This window comes from Actinoplanes sp. NPDC049598 (assembly GCF_040675435.1).
Classification (GTDB): domain Bacteria; phylum Actinomycetota; class Actinomycetes; order Mycobacteriales; family Micromonosporaceae; genus Actinoplanes.
Window position 1 is genome coordinate 172704 of record NZ_JBFAOX010000012.1, and the last position, 15751, is coordinate 188454.

The window sequence follows — 15751 nt, forward strand, 5'->3', positions numbered from 1 at the left end:
CGGTAAGGGGCGGTAGCTCAGTGGGTTAGAGCAGGGGACTCATAATCCCTCGGTCGCGGGTTCGAGTCCCGCCCGCCCCACGCTGTGCCTTCTCCGGGGGCGACCCCCGGACCCCATGGTGCGGTGGTCGCGCTGCGCGACCCGAGCACCTCCTCTGAACCGTTCCGGCTCTTGAACCCAGCTCAGCTGTCATAAGTCTTTGCTGTGGCAGGCTCGCTGCTGGTAGCATCTGTGACATCTACGATATCTATGACGTCTGCAGCGACCAGCCGAGCCGTGGGTGAGCCATGCGTGCGATTGACACTTCCCATGTTCCCGCCGAGCAGTTCGACCAGCTCGAGCGTGCTGCGGCCGAAATCTCGCCCGAGATGCTCGACGTCATTCATGCGTTAGCTGAGTCCGTCCGTGCGGGTGCCGAGATCACTGCGTTCGAGCCGAACGCCAAGCTGACGCCGAACGAAGTCGCTGATCGCCTTGGCATGAGTCGCGCCCACCTGTACAAGCTTCTCGACCGAGGTGAAATCGCGTTCGACCGTGTCGGCCGGGATCGGCGTATCCCGGTCTCCGAGGTCCTCAAGTTCGAGCATCGCCGTCAACGCGACCGCCGTGAGCTCGCCGAGCGCTTCGCGCAGCAGCAGCAGGGTCGTGCCGCTGCGATCGATGAGCTTTCCGACCTGCTCTGAATCGACCGTTCGGCTGGGGCGTCGCCGGCGTTCCCAGCCGGCGCGGCCGGGACAATGGCTCGGTGGAATCCCGACGGGCACGCCCTACCCTCCGCGTCTTGCGAGATGATCTACGCGACGGATGGAAGTCGACCCCCGCTCATCCGGGACCCGGCGTTGAGGGAGTCGACCCGCTTTCTCCGCTGAGCGAGCTGCCTCATCCGATCATCCAAAAGGCGCGGGACAGCTTCGGCGACGACCCGCAGCGCGACAACTACGTCGGTCCGGTGAAGAGCTGTACTCGTTTCGCGCTGCTCGAGATCAAGTCCGGCCAATGGCGTGGTGGTGTTTGGGTCGACTCCAGCACCGGTACCTGTTGGCTTGTTGCGGCCGGGCTCGCCAAGGGTGGCCATGAAGACCGCGATGACTTCTACGAGCGTGTGAAGCGGGCCGACAAGTCCGGTGAGATCGATAAATGGCTCCCTACCGATGACGACCGTCGGCAGCTGAAGCGCGAGACGGCGGCAAGGTTGTTGACGGACTGGGAACTGAACATGCAGCGCCTCGTCTTGGACGCCCTGAGCACGGTCGCCGAAGGCGGAACGGCAACCTTCATCCTTCCCCATCCGAAGGATCCGGCGAGGCGGTTCGGGGAGTGCGAGGTGACCGTTGAGCAAGTGCACGAACCGGGCTTCGAGCGCGAGGAAACAGTGGTTGAGATCAACCTCGAGAACGAGTTCCGCACATCAGGCTTGGGCTGGCAGGCCACGATACGTATGTTGATCTCGATCAGTCCGCCCGAGACGAGCTGGGACCGCTTCGGTGACACTTTCTCGACGATCGACGACCTAGGAAGCCATGCCCTGCGCATCGATGAGCTGCGGAAGCTTACCGATGACGGTCTGCTCGCGCAGTCGAGTCCTAACGACACTGCCCATTACACGCATCGACGCAATCTCGCCCTCAGCTCGGTCGTCGGCCGCGGCGTCAGATCCATGTGTGGTGTCTACTTCGTCCCCTATCAGGACCACGATTCCTTGCCCAAGTGCGCGGTCTGCGAAGAGCGCTACCGCGATCTGCCTAAATGAGGCGCTGCCAGCCTGGTAAAGCCTTGGAGGGTTTTCGGGTTTCTGCCTGGCTGGTCCGGCTCGGTGGGTCGGTTGCGCTGAGTCGCGTGGGCCCGGCGCTACTCCCAGCCCCCCGCGGTGCCGGGCTGTCACACCTGGCGCGGCGGATCCGTCAGAGGAGATGTACGACGCCGGAGAGCGGAGAGGAATTCGTCATGAGCTATGTCGTGGACTTCGAGAATGTGTCGACCGTGGGGCTGGAGTCGTCGCCGGTGGCGGAGGCGCTTGCGGGGCTGCGGGCCAACGAGGCGCGGTATTTCAAGAACAAGTACGCCCACGTTTTCGTGACCGAGCCGGCGGACGACGCCAAGGCGACCGTCGACTGGGTCGGTCGGGTGCTGCGGGAGGAGCGGGACATGGTCATCGCCTCGCCGGCGCTCGAGGCGGCCGAGGTGCTGGTCGACAACGTCCGATGGGCGTACGTCTTCCACCAGTCCGGTCTGGTCGTCAACGTGCTGTACACGCTCGACGATGGCGGAAAGCGGGCAGTCGGGTTCAAGCTCTCCGACGGCATGGAGGTGCCGGAGGAGCTCGGCGCGTTCAAGTTCGCGCGGCAGAAGTCGAAGCTGGCCGGAACGATCCGCGGGTCGTACTTCGTGATCAAGAACGAGTACTGAGCGGGAACCGCTCAAATCCCGAACAGCTGCTGGAGGATCGAGGTGATGATCCATGCCTTCGCCGAGCGGGTGCATCGTCGACAGCATCGCGATCAGCGCCTCGGTGCTACCGCCAACCTGTGCCTTGCGGCGGGTGGTGGTGGCCTCATAGCCGTTGATCATGCTTGCGGTGTTCACGGAGGGGATGTCGTACGCCTATAGTGACTACCACCGCCGATCTCGACCGGATGCCGTCGTATGACGTTCCGTCCGACGCCTCGCCGCTGGACCTCCTGTTGGAGAGCCGAGCCGAGGACGACCGTTGATCTATTTGGACGCTTCCGCGCTCGTCACCCTGCTGGCACGGCGCACCTAGGCCGCTGATTTGCGAAGGTTCTTGGAGGGCCGGCCGGTGATGCCGATGGCCACCAGCACCCTCGGTTTCGTCGAGACAGTCCGGACCATGGACCGTGTCGGCGACTACCCCGACCTCATGCGTGATCTGGTCGGTAGCTTCACGGAGATCCTTCTGACCGAAGAGGTTCGCGACGCGGCGGCCCACCTTCCGGGCAACTTGGGGACGCTCGACGCCGTTCACGTGGCCAGCGCTCAGATTCTGGGCGATGCGCTCGACACGCTTGTCACCTACGACAAACGGATGCTCGACGTTGCGCGGGCGGAAGGATTGCCGGCTGAAGCTCCTGGTCTGGTCTGAAGTCGCCTCCGCACGATGGCATCGGCCGCCTGCTCTGTGACGCCGCTTTGGGTGGCGGGGGATCGGGGGCAGGGTCGGGTATTGCGAAGCGAAGACCCGGCAGGAGGTACGTACGGCCGAGGAGCAGGTCGAGGTGCAGCGCTCCCGGCCAGGTTTTCCCCTCCAGCGTCGCGCGCCTGGTACTGACCGGGGGAGTGCAGAACGAGATGAGGCGTACCGGCGTCACCAGCTTCAAGCTCTACACGGGGACGGCCGTGGACTCGTGGCCGCTCATCCGGGATCACGACACCGACAAGCTGCTGGCCCGGCTCGGCGGCTGATCAGTTTTCGAGAAGCCCCGCCGGGGCGGCCTGCTTAGCCTGGGTCCATGGCAGAGGAGAGTGCGCGATGATCACGAAGCTGAACGTCACGTCCATCTACGTCCTGGACAAGGACGAGGCGCTGGAGTTCTACGTCGGCCTGCTCGGTCTCGAGAAGGGCAACGACGTCCAGGAGGGCTCCTACCGCTGGCTGACCGTCCGGGTCCCCGGCGACAGCGGCACCGAGATCTCCCTGGAGCAACCGGGCCCGCCCCTGCACGACGAGGCGACCGCCGCCCAGCTCCGCGAGCTGATCGCCAAGGGCGCCCTGACCGGTCTGGTCCTCAACACCGACAACATCCGAGGCCTGTACGAGTCGTTGAAAGCGCACGGCTTCACCGACTTCACCCAAGATCCCACCGACCACTTCTACGGCACCGACATGGGCCTCCGCGACCCGTCGGGCAACCCGATCCGCATCCTTCAACAGGGAAGCGCCACCTGAGGAACGGTCCGCTACGGGGCGACGCGGTCGCGGATGCCGTCGAGCACCGCCTCCGCCGCCCATGCGGCGGCGTCGGCGATGTCTCGGCGGTCCATACCGAGCTCGCGGCGGAACGTCACCCAGGTTCCGACGGAGTCGAGGTGCGACAGCGCGGCAATGATCGCCCTGCGCTCCGCCGCGTCGAGGGAGGGCACCTCGGCGTCCAGCAGCGCTTCGAGGTGCGTTCGGCCGGGGGACGGCGCCGCGCCGCTGACGCCGCGCATCGCCGTTTCGGCGACGACGTGCGCGAGCTCCGGCCGTTCGTCGTACCGCTGCATCGCGTCGCGGATCGCGAGGGGGACGTCGAAGATCGAATGCGACTCCTCGCGGGCGAACAGCGTCGCCTCGATCCATGCGGCGGTCGCCAGCAGCAGGTCGACGCGCGAGGGATAGTTGCGGAACACCGTGCGCTCGGCGATGCCCGCCCGGCGCGCGATGACCCGGTACGACACGTCGTCGCTGCCGACCTCCTCGATCAGTTCGGCGTAGGCGGCGAGGATCGCCGCTTGCGTGCCACTCAGCTCCGTCACGGCCGCGCCCACGTCGCATCGGGCAGTTTGGCGAGCACGGTGTCGATGGCGCGGTCGAACGCGTCGCAGATCTCGCCGGCGTCCAGGTCGAAGCCCGTGCGCAGGCGCGCCCAGAACATCGCCGAGGAGAAGTAGCACAGGGAGGCCGCGACCCGCCGCCGATCCCGTCGGTTGAGCGTCGGCGCCGACACCTCGAGCATCGCCTCGATCGCCCGGGTGATGTAGGCCGGCTCGGTGTCGAGCGTCGGGGAGATCGCCGACGCCCGGGCGCCGACGTACGCGTACGCGGGCAATGCGTCGAAGGCCCGGAAACGCTCGTGCACGGCGGCGCGGAAGTCGGACACGGTCACGAACGGCGGCAACGGGAAGCTGGTCTGCTCGATCCAGTTCGAGAGAGCGGCGAGCAGGTGCGCCCGCGTGGGGTACTGGCGGTAGATCGTGCGCTCCGAGACGCCGACCTCGTCGGCGAGGGCACGGTAGGAGATGTCGTCGAACATGCGCTCGCGCAGCAGCACCGCGGCGCTCGCGAGAATCGCGGTCGCCGTGTCGACCGGCTCCTCCATCACGTCCCCTTCTTCCGGGCGGCCGCCCAGCGCGGGGGCCCGGTGACTTCCGGCGGGAGCACGTAGCGATCGGAGCCGTCGAGGGTGAGCGCCAGCGACGAGACGTACTGCACCTGGCCGTGCGGCCCTCGTTCAGCCGAGGCCAGCATATCCGGCCGCTCGAAGGTGTACCCGGTGACGTGGCAGCGGAGCCGCTCGCCCGAGGGGTTCCCGTCGGCGTCGAACCGGGGCGAGTCGATGCCGTCGGAGCGGCGGCGCAGGTAGTAGCGCCCCCGTGTGGCGACGGCCATGGCCGGCGTGGCGAGGACCGCCACGCCGATCGCGATGAGCACCGAGAACGGCTTGACAGCGGTGCCGAAGAGCCCGGCGAACGCGAGCAGCGACAGCGCCGAGGCGAGCCCCACCGACACGAGCCCCACCGGGTTCCAGTCGTGCAGCATGCCCCGCCGGAATTCGGGGTAGCGCGGCGAGATGCGCAGCACCCACTTGTTGATGGCGATATCGGTGGCGATCGTCACGAGCCACGCCATGACGACGTTCGCGTACAGGCTCAGCACGAAGGTGATGAGGGTGAAGACGTCCAACATCATGAGGACGTACGCGATCACGAGGTTGAACAGGACGAAGATCGTACGACCGGGGTAGTGCTTCGTCGCCCGGGTGAAGACGTTCGACCACGCGAGCGAGCCCGAGTACGCGTTCGTCACGTTGATCTTCACCTGAGCGACCACGATGAGCAGGACGGCGAGGATGATCGCGAGCCAGTCGGGAATGAGGGTCTGGTACATGCCGACGAACTGCTTGACCGGTTCGGCCGCGCGGTGCCCGAGAGCCGGTTCGACCCTCACGAGGAGGTAGACGGCGAGAAACACCCCGATCGCCTGCTTGGTGCCGCTGAAGACGACCCAGCCCGGGCCGGAGAACACGAACGACGTCCACCACGAGCGGGCGTTCGACGGCGTGCGCGGCGGCATGGCGCGGAGATAGTCGATCTGTTCCGCCAGCTGCGGGGTGAGGGCGAAGCAGACGGCCGCACTCGAGACGACGGCGCCGAAGCTGACCGAGCCGTCGGAGTCGCCGGTGAAGGACGTGAAGGCGCGCACGGCCTCGGGGTCGGAGACGAGGATCCACAGCAGCGGCGCCAAGGCGAGGGCGAGCCACAGGGGCGTGGTCCAGAACTGCAGGCGCTCCAGCGCGCGCATGCCGTAGATGACGATCGGGATCACGACGACGGTCGAGATGAGATAGCCGAGCCACAGCGGCATCCCGGTCGCCAGCTGGAGCCCCTGCGCCATGATGGCACCCTCCAGGGCGAAGAAGATGCAGGTGAAGCCCGCGAAGACCACGGTCGTGACGATGGAGCCGTAGTAGCCGAATCCCGAGCCCCGGGCGATGAGGTCGAGGTCGAGGTTGTAGCGGGCGGCGTAATACGCGACGGGCACGCCGACGATCACGATGATGACCGACGCGAACACGATGCCGAGCACGGCGTTGGGGGTGCCGTGGTCGATGCCGATGCTCGCGCCGATCGAGAAGTCGGCGAGGAACGCGATGGACCCGAGGGCGGTCGCGCCGACGGAGGCCGCGCTCCAGCGCCGGAACGTACGCGGCACGTAGCGGAAGGCGTAGTCCTCCAGGCTGTCCTCTGCGGCCGCGCGCGCGTTGTCCGTCGACACAGGGCATAGTCGCTGTCCGGTGTTACGGCGGCATTGCCGGTGTGAGTCACGCCGGCTCAGATCGCCATGGCGGCCCGCACGGTGGAGGTGGCTGCCTTGCCGCCTTCGCCGGTCTGTGTGACGTGGCCCGAGGCGAGCACGACGTAACGCTCGGCGGCCTCGAGGGCGAAGCCGATGTGCTGCTCGACGAGCAGCACGTTGATGCCCTCGCCGGCCAGCTGCATGATGGTGTGCTCGATCTCGGCCACGATCGTGGGCTGGATGCCCTCGGTCGGCTCGTCGAGGATGAGCAGCTTCGGCTCGGTGATGAGGGCACGGGCGATCGCGAGCTGCTGGCGCTGTCCGCCCGAGAGCAGGCCCGCCTTGCGGGTGGCGAACTTCTTCAGGGCGGGGAAGCGGGCCAGCTGCGCGTCGATGAGCGCCTTGCCGCGGCGGCGCCCGTCGGCGGCCAGCTGCAGATTCTCCAGCGTCGTGAGCTGGCCGAACGCCTGCTGACCCTGCGGGACGTACGCCATGCCGCGGGCCACCCGCTTGTTGGGGGGAAGCGACGAGATGTCCTCGCCGTCGAACAGCACGCGGCCCTTCGACGGCTTGATGAGGCCGATCGCGAGACGCAGCAGGGTCGTCTTGCCGGCGCCGTTGTGGCCGAGCACGGCCACCACGTCGGCGGACGGCACCGTCACCCCGTGCAGCACCTGCGTACGCCCGTAACCGGCCTTGATGTCGGTGAGTTCCAGCATGTCAGCCTTCCGTCATGGCGTCTGCGGTGCCGAGGTAGACCTCCTGCACCTTGGGATCGGCCTGAACCTCGGCCACCGTGCCCTGCGACAGCACTTGGCCCTGGTGAAGAACCGTCACTCGGGTGGCGAAGCGGCGCATGAAGTCCATGTCGTGCTCCACCACGAGCACGATGCGCTTGGCCGCGATGCGCTGGAGAAGCTCGCCGGTGGCGGTGCGCTCGTCCTGGCTCATGCCGGCGACGGGCTCGTCGAGCAGCAGCACCTGCGCGTCCTGCACGAGCAGCATCGCGATCTCCAGCCACTGCTTCTGGCCGTGCGACAGGATGCCGGCCGGTGTGGCGAGCTCGCCGGTGAGGCCGGTCTCCTCCAGCGCATGCTCGATCGACGGGTCGACGCCCCGCCGGGCCCGCAGCAGCGAGACCGACGGGCGGTGGCGCCCGGCGGCGATGTCGAGGTTCTGCAGCACGGTGAGCTCGTCGAAGACGCTCGCGGTCTGGAACGTGCGGCCGACCCCGAGGCGGACGATCTTGTGGACCGGCCGGCCGAGCAGCTCCGTATTGCCGAGCCGGGCCGACCCGGTGCCCTTGGTCAGCCCCGTGATCGCGTCGATGCAGGTCGTCTTGCCGGCGCCGTTCGGCCCGATGAGGAACCGGACCTCACCGGGGTGGGCGTCGAAACAGACGCCGCCCACCGCGACGAAACCCGAGAACTCGACATGGAGATCCGTGACGACGAGTGAAGTGCCGGTCATGACCGCACCTCTTCCAGCTGGGCGGCGGCGCGCGCGGGGGCGGGTTGCTCGATCGGGGCTCGGCGCGCCCACCCCTTGAACCTGGCCGGGAGCGACGACAGCCCGTTCGGCAGGAAGAGGATCACGACGATGAACAACAGACCGAGGATGTACGTCCAGCCGTCGGGCCAGGTCGAGCCGAGGCTCGACTGTCCCCAGCCGACCGCCATCGCGCCGAGCGCGGGGCCGAACAGCGACGCGCGACCGCCGAAGGCCACGCCCGCGATCATGAGAATCGAGGCGGCGGCGCCGATCTCGGCCGGGGTGATGATGCCGACGATGGGCACGAACAGCGCTCCGCCGATGCTTGCCATCAGGGCGGAGACGACGAAGGCGACGAGCTTGACGTTGGCCGGGTCGTAGCCGAGGAAACGCACCCGCTCCTCGGCGTCCCGGGTGGCGACGAGCAGCTCACCGAAGCGGCTGCGGTAGAGCTGCCACACCGCGAGCAGGCACACGATGAGCAGCGCGGCCGCGATGAGGTACACCATCACCTTGTTCGCCGGGTCGTTCAGCACGAAGCCGAAGAAGTACTTGAAGTCGCTGAGCCCGGTGTCGCCTCCGGTCTCGCGGATCGTGGAGCTGATCAGGACGGCCAGCGCGACGGCGAGCGCCTGCGACAGAATCGCGAAGTAGGCGCCCTTCACCCGGCGCTTGAACAGCGCGTAGCCGAGGGCGCCGGCCACGACCACCGGGAGCAGCACGATCGCCACCAGGGTGAACCCCGCGCTGCGGAACGGCTCCCAGAACGCCGGGAGCGGCGCGAGCGGATCGTAGAGCACCATGAACCCGGGGATCCGGTCACCGGCGGTCTCCAGGGTCAGGTGCATGGCCATCGCGTAGGCGCCGAGGGCGAAGAACACGCCCTGCCCCATCACGAGCATCCCGCCCCGGCCCCAGGCCAGGCCGATGCCGACGGCGGCGATGGCCCAGCAGCAGTACTTGCCGAGGTTGTTGAGCCAATGGTCGGAGAGCACGAGGGGAGCGACCGCGAGGAGCAGGACGGCGAACAGCCCGATGCCGCTGAGGGAGATCCAAGGCTTCTTGGTCATGCCAGACTCCTGGTTCGCACCGTGAACAGGCCCTGTGGGCGCAGCTGCAGGAAGACGATCACGAGGATGAAGGCGAGCACCTGCGCCAGGCTGCCGGTCGTCCAGTAGGCGAAGAACGAGAGGGCGACACCCACCGCCCACGCGGCGATGATGGTGCCCTTGAGCTGGCCGATGCCGCCGGCGGCGACGACGAGGAAGGCCGGGATGATGTACTGCGCGCCCATCTGGGAGTTCGTGCCGCCGATGAGCGACGCGGCCACGCCGGCGACCCCGGCCAGACCCGAGCCGACGAAGAAGGTGAGGCGGTCGATCCGGCGGGTGGAGATCCCCGTGGTCTCGGCCAGGTCCCGGTTGTGCACGGTCGCCCGGATGCGGCGGCCGAACGCGGTGTACTTGAGCCAGGCCGACAGGGCGGCGACGCAGACGGTGGCGAGCAGGATGGTGAACAGCTGCCGCAGCGGCCATTCGTAGCCGAGGATGTTCACCTGCCCGTCGAGCCAGCGGGGTTTCTCGACCGGGACACCCTGGGACGGGAAGATCTGCAGGGCCGCCTGCTGCAGGATCAGTCCGACTCCGACCGTGACGAGCAGGGTGTCGAGGGGCCGTCGGTACATCCACCGGATGATGGTGACCTCCAGCACGAGGCCGAACAGGCCGGCGACGACGAAGGCGACCGGCAGCGCGACCGGGATTGACAGGTTGCTGGCCGTGATGACCTGCTGGACCAGGTAGGCGCTGAAGGCGCCGATCATGAGGAACTCGCCATGGGCCATGTTGATCACGCCCATCTGGCCGAAGGTGAGCGAGAGGCCGAGCGCGGCGAGCAGCAGCAGTGCACCTTGCGCGCTGCCGTTCAGCAGCTGGGGGATCAGTGCGTCCACGGGCGGTCAGCCCGCCGCGTCGGTGAGCTGCTTGCGGATGTCGGCCGGGAACCAGTCGTACGCCTCGAGGTACGGGTCCGGCTCGATGAACTTGTCGGAGGACCAGACGATGTCGAACTGGTTTGCGGCGTTGATCCGTCCGATGTGGCCGGGCTTGGAGATGTGGTGGTTCTCGCCGTCGAGCGTGACCTTGCCCTCCGGCGCGTCGAACGTGATGGGTTTCGCCTTCGCCGCGGCGTTCACCGCGTTGACGTCGAACGAGCCGGCCGCCTCGACGAGAGCCTTGTACAGGTACAGCGAGATGTAGGCGGCCTCCATCGGGTCGGAGGTTACGCCGCTGCTGTTGGGGTAGGCCTTCCAGCTCTGGATGAACTTCGGGTTGGTGGCGGTCTTGAGCGACTGGAAGTAGTTCCAGGACGCGTAGTTGCCGGTGACCTCGTGACCCATGGCCGGCGCCTCCTCCTCGGCGATCGACACCGAGATGATCGGCGTCTTCGCGGGGGTCAGGCCGGCGTCGTAGTACGCCTTGATGAAGCCGACGTTCGACGAGCCGTTGATGGTGTTGAAGATGAAGTCGGGCTTGGCCGCCGCGATCTTCGCCACCTGGCTGGTCCAGTCGTCCTTGTCGAGGGGCACGTACTCCTCGCCGACGATCTTGATGCCGAGCTTGGCCGCGTACAGCTTGATGATCGCGTTTGCGGTACGGGGGAAGACGTAGTCACTACCGGCGAGGAACAGCGTCTTCACCCCCTTGGAGGCGAGGAAGTCCATCGCCGGGATGATCTGCTGGTTGGTGGTCGCGCCGGTGTAGTAGATGTTCGGCGACGACTCGAGGCCCTCGTACTGCACCGGGTAGAAGAAGAGGCCGTTGAGCTTCTCGACGACCGGCTTCACGGCCTTACGGGAGGACGAGGTCCAGCCGCCGAAGATCGCGGCGACGCAGTCCTGGGTGAGCAGCTTCTCGGTCTTCTCGGCGAAGGTGGGCCAGTCGGTGGCGCCGTCCTCCTGGACGTATTCGATCTTCTTGCCGAGGATGCCGCCGCCGGCGTTGATCTCGTCAGCGGCCATGTGCAGCACATTGGAGACGGTCTTCTCCGAGATCGCCATGCCGCCGGTCAGGGAATTGAGGAAGCCGAGTTTGACGGTGCTGCCGGAGGTGTCGACGCAGCTGGCCGCCGCGGACGACCCCGCGCCGGCCGTGTCGTCGCCGGCTCGGGCGCCACAGCCGGTCAGCACGAGGGCCATGGTCGTCCCGATGGCGCCCGTGGCCACAAGCGCGCGCATCCGCTTGCTGGTGGTGGACATATATGCCAACTCCGTTCGTGGTGAAGGGGGCGGATCGTGCCACCGGCTACTGCCAGTGGAAGAAGACTGACCATGAGTCATTACTCTGACATTTCTTAGTTGTTCCAACTCTGTAGCCGACTGATCGATCAGGCGTAATAGGGCCGCTAGAGCAGCGGAAAGTGAGGACTGCCGATGTCAGAGGTCTGTCATCCGGCCGCATGGATGGCACACTTTTGACATCCGCCGAGCCGCGAGCCGGGGGCAATCCACAGTGGAGGCGGCTAGCATCCCGGAATCGGTTGATGGGCAGGCGGGAGCTGATGATGTCCGTTTCTCGGTTCGATACTGGTGTGCCGCATTCGGCTCGGGTCTGGAACTACTGGCTGGGCGGGATGGACAACTTCGCGGCTGACCGGGCGGTGGGGGATCAGTTCGCCGCCTTCTATCCGGACATCGCGGTGGTGGCGCGGTCGTCGCGGGCGTTTCTGAAGCGGGCGGTGAGGTTCCTGGCCGCAGATGCCGGGATCCGGCAGTTTCTCGACGTGGGCACGGGGATGCCGTCGGCTGAGCACACCCATCAGGTGGCGCCGGGGGCGCGGGTGGTCTACGTCGACAACGATCCGCTGGTGCTGGAGCATGCGCGGACGCTGCTGGGGGAGGGCGACGTCGCCTACATCGATGCCGATCTGAGGGATCCGGGGTCGGTCATCGAGGGCGCGGGGCGCACGCTCGATCTGTCGCAGCCGACCGGGCTGATCCTGATGAACATCCTCGGGCATGTGCCGGATCTCGACGAGGCGGTGGGCATCGTCCGGCGGCTCATGGGGGCGCTACCGGTGGGGAGCTACCTGATCACGGCGGATGGGACCAACGTGATCGACGGGCCGGCGTTCGAGGAGGCGATCGGGGTGTGGAACGCGAACGCGCCGCTTTCCTATCATCTGCGACGGCCCGAGGAGCTGGCGCGGTTCCTGGAGGGGCTGGAGGTGCTCGAGCCGGGGCTGGTGCCCTGTTCGCGGTGGCGGCCCGACACGGAGGGGTCGCGTGAGGTGGATGAGTTCGGGGCGGTGGCCCGCAAGGGACGCGCCGGCTGACCGAAGGCCCAATATTCCCCAATATACCGCGCAGTTCGGGCAAAAAGGTAGGGCCGTGCGGGCCTTCCCCGGAACCCCGAAACAGGCTCACGATGCAGGTGAAAGACCTGCTGGAGCCCAAGGAGGCGGCGTCATGTTGCTGCAAGGTAACCACCAGGACCGGCGCCCGGCCGAGCCCGCCCGTGAAGACCCGGCCCCCACGGTCGTCGTCGTGGAGGAGACCGGAGAGAGGGGCGGGGAGAAGACCGGGGAGAAGGCCGTCAAGCGGAACTACCCGCCGATCGTCATCTCCCCGCCGCCGCTGGGGCAGGCCATCGCCGACGGGCTGAGCGGCATGAGCCGGGCCACCCTGACGGTCGGGGCGGTCGGCGCGGTCATCATCGGCGTGGCGATGGTCGTCGCGATCATCATCGGCGCCATCGTCATGGGCCTGGGCTTCAACCCCGGCGGAGCTTACTGATCGGGGTCGTCCGGAGAGAAGGCCGGGGTGGCCACGCAGAGCACCTCGGCCCGGTCGACGATCAGGTCCTCCGGCGTCGGAAAACGGCGGTGCAGCCCGGCCAGCGCGTGGTCGTAGTCGATCTGGTGGAACGGTGTCTCGCGCATCTTGACCACCGAGGCGCGGACCGCCGCCGCGAAGTCGGCGGGCCAGCGGACCGTGTGCAGCGCCTTGACGACGTTGGTGTCGCGGTCGATCAGCACGATCTGCACCAGCGGGTCGGCGTCCACGCCCGGCAGCCCGTCGGCCGGGTCGAACAGATGCGGGCTGTAGGCCGTGTAGGACCAGGTCAGAAGCGGTCCCAGGCGGTAGAGGAGAAGACCCACGTGCTCGCTGTCGACCCAGGCGAACTGGGTGGGCGGCGTCGTCACGGCCTGGATCTCCAGGTCGTGCGGGTGGCTCAGGAAGATCATGAGCTGTACGGGCTCGCCCGCGAACATGGACAGGGCCGCGCCTTCCGGCCAGCTGATGTCCGGGTTCAGTTGGCTGCCCACGTCGACGACCGCGTGCATGTCTGCCAGCGTAGGCGTGAAACAGCGCGACTGAGGGGACATTGACCACGATCGGTATCTTGGGAGGTTCGAACGGAGGCGCGTATGACGGAGCCCTACTCGAGACGCTCGTTCCTCGCCGGTGTTCTGACGGCCGGCATGGTGTCCGCCTCCGCGAGCTATCTGCTCACCCGCCGCGACGAGGTCAAGCTCACGCTGGTGACCGGGGTCGACGACACCGGCGGGCGGCGGCTGCTGGTGCGGATGTGGAACGACCTCAACCCGTACGTCAAGATCGAGCCGATCGAGATCAACAGCTCCACCCGCGACCAGTACGAGAAGTTCATCTCCAGTCACGCCGACATCTACAACCTCGATGTCATCCACATCCCCAAGTTCGCGGCCGAGAAGCGGATCGTGCCGATCACCCCGCGCAACGACATCTCGCTGCTGGGCCCGGTGCAGCGGCTCAGCGCGCGGGCGGGCACCGACGAGTTCTGGGCGGTGCCGTTCAACACCGATGTCGGCGTCCTCTACCGCCGGGTCGCCGACAAGGCCGAGGCCGGCCCCGACCCCACCCTCGCGCAGGTCATGACCGCGAGCTCGCGCAGCTTCGTCGGCCAGCTCGACACGGTCGGCTCCCAGACCGACGAGGCGTTCGTGGTCAACGTGCTCGAGCAGGCGCTGTCGGAGGACGAGGCGATCCTCGACGAGCGCGGCCAGCTGTCGTTCAGCCTCGGCCAGTGGCGCTCGGCGCTGGGACCGCTCGCCGCCGCCATCCGTGGCCGGCGCGTCGGCGCGGAGGCCGGCGAGGACGACACCAACCGCACGTTCCAGCGCAACGGGCTGCGCTTCATGCGGAACTGGCCGGTCTACTTCCCGGCGATCGACCGGGCCGAGCGCACCAAGCCGGCCACCGACGAGATCCGGCTCGGGCGGCTGCCGATCGGGATCATCGGCGGGCAGAGCCTGGCCGTGTCGGCCGAGAGCGACCACCGCGACGAGGCGGTGGAGGCCATCCACTTCCTCACCGACGGCCCCGCGCAGCTGCTGCTGGCCAAGTACGGCTTCGCGCCGACCGGCCTCGACTCCTACATCGACCCGGTCGTGACGGACACGATGCCGCACCTCAAGGTGATCCGCAACGCGGTGGAGTCGTCCCGGCCGCGGCCCATGCACGCCAACTACGCGGCGTTCGCCGAGGCCTTCGCCGGCCACGTGCACCGTTTTCTCTACGACGGCGAGCAGCTGACCCAGCAATTCATCTCCGACATCCAGGAGACGCTGCGATGAGCGACATCGACGCGTGGCAGATCTGCATCGTGGTGACGGCGGCCATCGTCCTTCTCGAAGGCGCTGTCTACCTGCTGCGCAAGCGGATGCCGCCGGGGTTGCTGCCACGCTGGTGGCGTACCGCGCTGTTGGTCCTTCTGCTCGCGCTGACCGTGGTCGTCTTCGTGGTGGCGCTCGGGCCGAGCATGGCCGACCAACTGTCCAGTGTGGCCGCGGCGGTGGCCGCGGTGGGCGCGCTCTGGCTGGCCTACCGGTCCTACAACTCGAAAGCCGATACGAAGCCCAAAGAACCCGATCATCCGACAGAATCGTAAGCTATGGGTGACTTACGGGTGGTGGTTTGCGGGGGATCGGCGGCCGCGGGTGTGCTCGGGCTGATCACGACGGCCATGGGGCGCGGCTGGACCGTCGACGTCACGGCGACACAGAACGCGCTCGAGTTCATCGATTCGGCCGCGGTCACGCGGGCCAGTGGCCGGCCCGTGCGCACCACGTACAAGTTCGCCGCCGACGGCACCCGCATCTCGCCGCCGGCCGACGCGCTGATCGTGGCCCCGGCCACCTTCAACACCATCAACAAGCTGGCCCTGGGCATCGCCGACACGTACGCGCTGAGCTCGGTGGCCGACGTGATCGGCCGGGGCGTCGCGACCGTCGTCGTGCCCGCGGTCAACGAGGCGCTGGCCGCCCGCCGTCCGTTCCGCCGCTCGCTCGACGAGCTTCGGGCCGAGGGCGTACGGGTCCTGTTCGGCCCGGTCGACGGCTGGGTGCCCGGCAACGGGGCCGAGTTCCCGTGGATCAAGGCACTCGACCTCGTCGAGGACGTTTTCGGCCTGAATACGGTTGATCGTCACGCCACCCCTGTCCGATAGGCGCTAGGCCCGCGTCACGGCCGGTGCATAGCCTGGGCCC

19 protein-coding genes and 1 tRNA gene are annotated in these 15751 nt (G+C 67.5%); 11 read left to right on the forward strand and 9 right to left on the reverse strand.

Going from position 1 to position 15751, the window contains the following annotated elements:
• Positions 1-6 precede the first annotated feature (6 nt).
• The 6 genes from AB0J66_RS27085 (at position 7) to AB0J66_RS27110 (ending at position 3904) form a co-directional block, all read left to right on the forward strand.
• Positions 7-80, forward strand: a tRNA-Ile gene (locus AB0J66_RS27085).
• 207 nt (positions 81-287) lie between these two features.
• Complete coding sequence (locus AB0J66_RS27090; protein WP_364666045.1) at positions 288-683, forward strand: helix-turn-helix domain-containing protein; 396 nt, start codon at positions 288-290, stop codon at positions 681-683.
• A gap of 98 nt (positions 684-781) precedes the next feature.
• Positions 782-1750: a DUF3039 domain-containing protein gene (locus AB0J66_RS27095; protein WP_364666048.1), complete on the forward strand. Its 969-nt coding sequence runs from the start codon at positions 782-784 to the stop codon at positions 1748-1750.
• Between the two features lie 194 nt (positions 1751-1944).
• Positions 1945-2406 (forward strand): phage tail protein, encoded by a 462-nt coding sequence (locus AB0J66_RS27100; protein ID WP_364666051.1) that lies wholly within the window; start codon positions 1945-1947, stop codon positions 2404-2406.
• Between the two features lie 376 nt (positions 2407-2782).
• Positions 2783-3100 carry a PIN domain-containing protein gene (locus AB0J66_RS27105; RefSeq protein WP_364666054.1) on the forward strand — a complete coding sequence of 106 codons (318 nt, stop codon included), beginning with the start codon at positions 2783-2785 and terminating at the stop codon, positions 3098-3100.
• A 387-nt stretch (positions 3101-3487) separates the two neighbouring features.
• Positions 3488-3904 carry a VOC family protein gene (locus tag AB0J66_RS27110; protein ID WP_364666056.1) on the forward strand — a complete coding sequence of 139 codons (417 nt, stop codon included), beginning with the start codon at positions 3488-3490 and terminating at the stop codon, positions 3902-3904.
• Between the two features lie 11 nt (positions 3905-3915).
• Here AB0J66_RS27110 and AB0J66_RS27115 read toward each other — a convergent pair whose 3' ends face one another.
• From AB0J66_RS27115 to urtA, 8 genes are read right to left on the reverse strand one after another with little or no spacing between them, the layout of a single operon-like run.
• Positions 3916-4473, reverse strand: coding sequence for a helix-turn-helix domain-containing protein (locus tag AB0J66_RS27115; protein ID WP_364666058.1), 558 nt, complete (start codon positions 4471-4473; stop codon positions 3916-3918).
• The gene (locus AB0J66_RS27120) at positions 4470-5036 is read right to left on the reverse strand and encodes a helix-turn-helix domain-containing protein (protein WP_364666374.1); all 567 of its coding nucleotides are present in this window, start codon (positions 5034-5036) and stop codon (positions 4470-4472) included. Before AB0J66_RS27120 ends, AB0J66_RS27115 begins: the two co-directional genes overlap by 4 nt.
• Positions 5036-6712, reverse strand: coding sequence for a cytosine permease (locus AB0J66_RS27125; RefSeq protein ID WP_364666060.1), 1677 nt, complete (start codon positions 6710-6712; stop codon positions 5036-5038). The genes AB0J66_RS27120 and AB0J66_RS27125 overlap by 1 nt, the downstream gene beginning before the upstream one ends.
• Before the next feature lie 56 nt (positions 6713-6768).
• On the reverse strand, positions 6769-7452 hold the full coding sequence (locus AB0J66_RS27130; protein WP_364666063.1) for an ATP-binding cassette domain-containing protein: 684 nt from the start codon (positions 7450-7452) through the stop codon (positions 6769-6771).
• A gap of 1 nt (position 7453) precedes the next feature.
• Entirely contained in the window at positions 7454-8203 is a 750-nt protein-coding gene (gene urtD / locus AB0J66_RS27135; RefSeq protein WP_364666066.1) for an urea ABC transporter ATP-binding protein UrtD, read from the reverse strand.
• Positions 8200-9294 carry an urea ABC transporter permease subunit UrtC gene (urtC, locus tag AB0J66_RS27140; RefSeq protein ID WP_364666069.1) on the reverse strand — a complete coding sequence of 365 codons (1095 nt, stop codon included), beginning with the start codon at positions 9292-9294 and terminating at the stop codon, positions 8200-8202. The genes urtD and urtC overlap by 4 nt, the downstream gene beginning before the upstream one ends.
• Positions 9291-10175, reverse strand: a complete 885-nt coding sequence (gene urtB, locus AB0J66_RS27145) for an urea ABC transporter permease subunit UrtB (protein ID WP_364666071.1) — start codon at positions 10173-10175, stop codon at positions 9291-9293. Before urtB ends, urtC begins: the two co-directional genes overlap by 4 nt.
• A 6-nt stretch (positions 10176-10181) precedes the next feature.
• Positions 10182-11480: an urea ABC transporter substrate-binding protein gene (gene urtA, locus AB0J66_RS27150; RefSeq protein ID WP_364666074.1), complete on the reverse strand. Its 1299-nt coding sequence runs from the start codon at positions 11478-11480 to the stop codon at positions 10182-10184.
• Positions 11481-11764: 284 nt separating this feature from the next.
• Here urtA and AB0J66_RS27155 point away from each other — a divergent pair, with 284 nt between their 5' ends.
• The gene (locus tag AB0J66_RS27155; protein ID WP_364666077.1) at positions 11765-12556 is read left to right on the forward strand and encodes an SAM-dependent methyltransferase; all 792 of its coding nucleotides are present in this window, start codon (positions 11765-11767) and stop codon (positions 12554-12556) included.
• A gap of 133 nt (positions 12557-12689) precedes the next feature.
• On the forward strand, positions 12690-13016 hold the full coding sequence (locus AB0J66_RS27160; protein ID WP_364666080.1) for a hypothetical protein: 327 nt from the start codon (positions 12690-12692) through the stop codon (positions 13014-13016).
• Here AB0J66_RS27160 and AB0J66_RS27165 read toward each other — a convergent pair.
• Positions 13010-13567, reverse strand: coding sequence for a hypothetical protein (locus AB0J66_RS27165; RefSeq protein WP_364666083.1), 558 nt, complete (start codon positions 13565-13567; stop codon positions 13010-13012). The two genes, AB0J66_RS27160 and AB0J66_RS27165, sit on opposite strands and share 7 nt — an antisense overlap.
• Positions 13568-13651: 84 nt before the next feature.
• Between AB0J66_RS27165 and AB0J66_RS27170 the strand changes: the two genes are divergently transcribed.
• The 3 genes from AB0J66_RS27170 to AB0J66_RS27180 are packed head-to-tail and all read left to right on the forward strand — an operon-like array spanning position 13652 to position 15711.
• Complete coding sequence (locus tag AB0J66_RS27170) at positions 13652-14839, forward strand: ABC transporter-binding protein (protein ID WP_364666086.1); 1188 nt, start codon at positions 13652-13654, stop codon at positions 14837-14839.
• A complete protein-coding gene (locus tag AB0J66_RS27175) occupies positions 14836-15153 on the forward strand; it encodes a hypothetical protein (RefSeq protein ID WP_364666089.1) in 318 nt (105 codons plus the stop codon). The genes AB0J66_RS27170 and AB0J66_RS27175 overlap by 4 nt, the downstream gene beginning before the upstream one ends.
• 3 nt (positions 15154-15156) lie before the next feature.
• Entirely contained in the window at positions 15157-15711 is a 555-nt protein-coding gene (locus AB0J66_RS27180; RefSeq protein WP_364666092.1) for a flavoprotein, read from the forward strand.
• Positions 15712-15751: the final 40 nt, after the last annotated feature.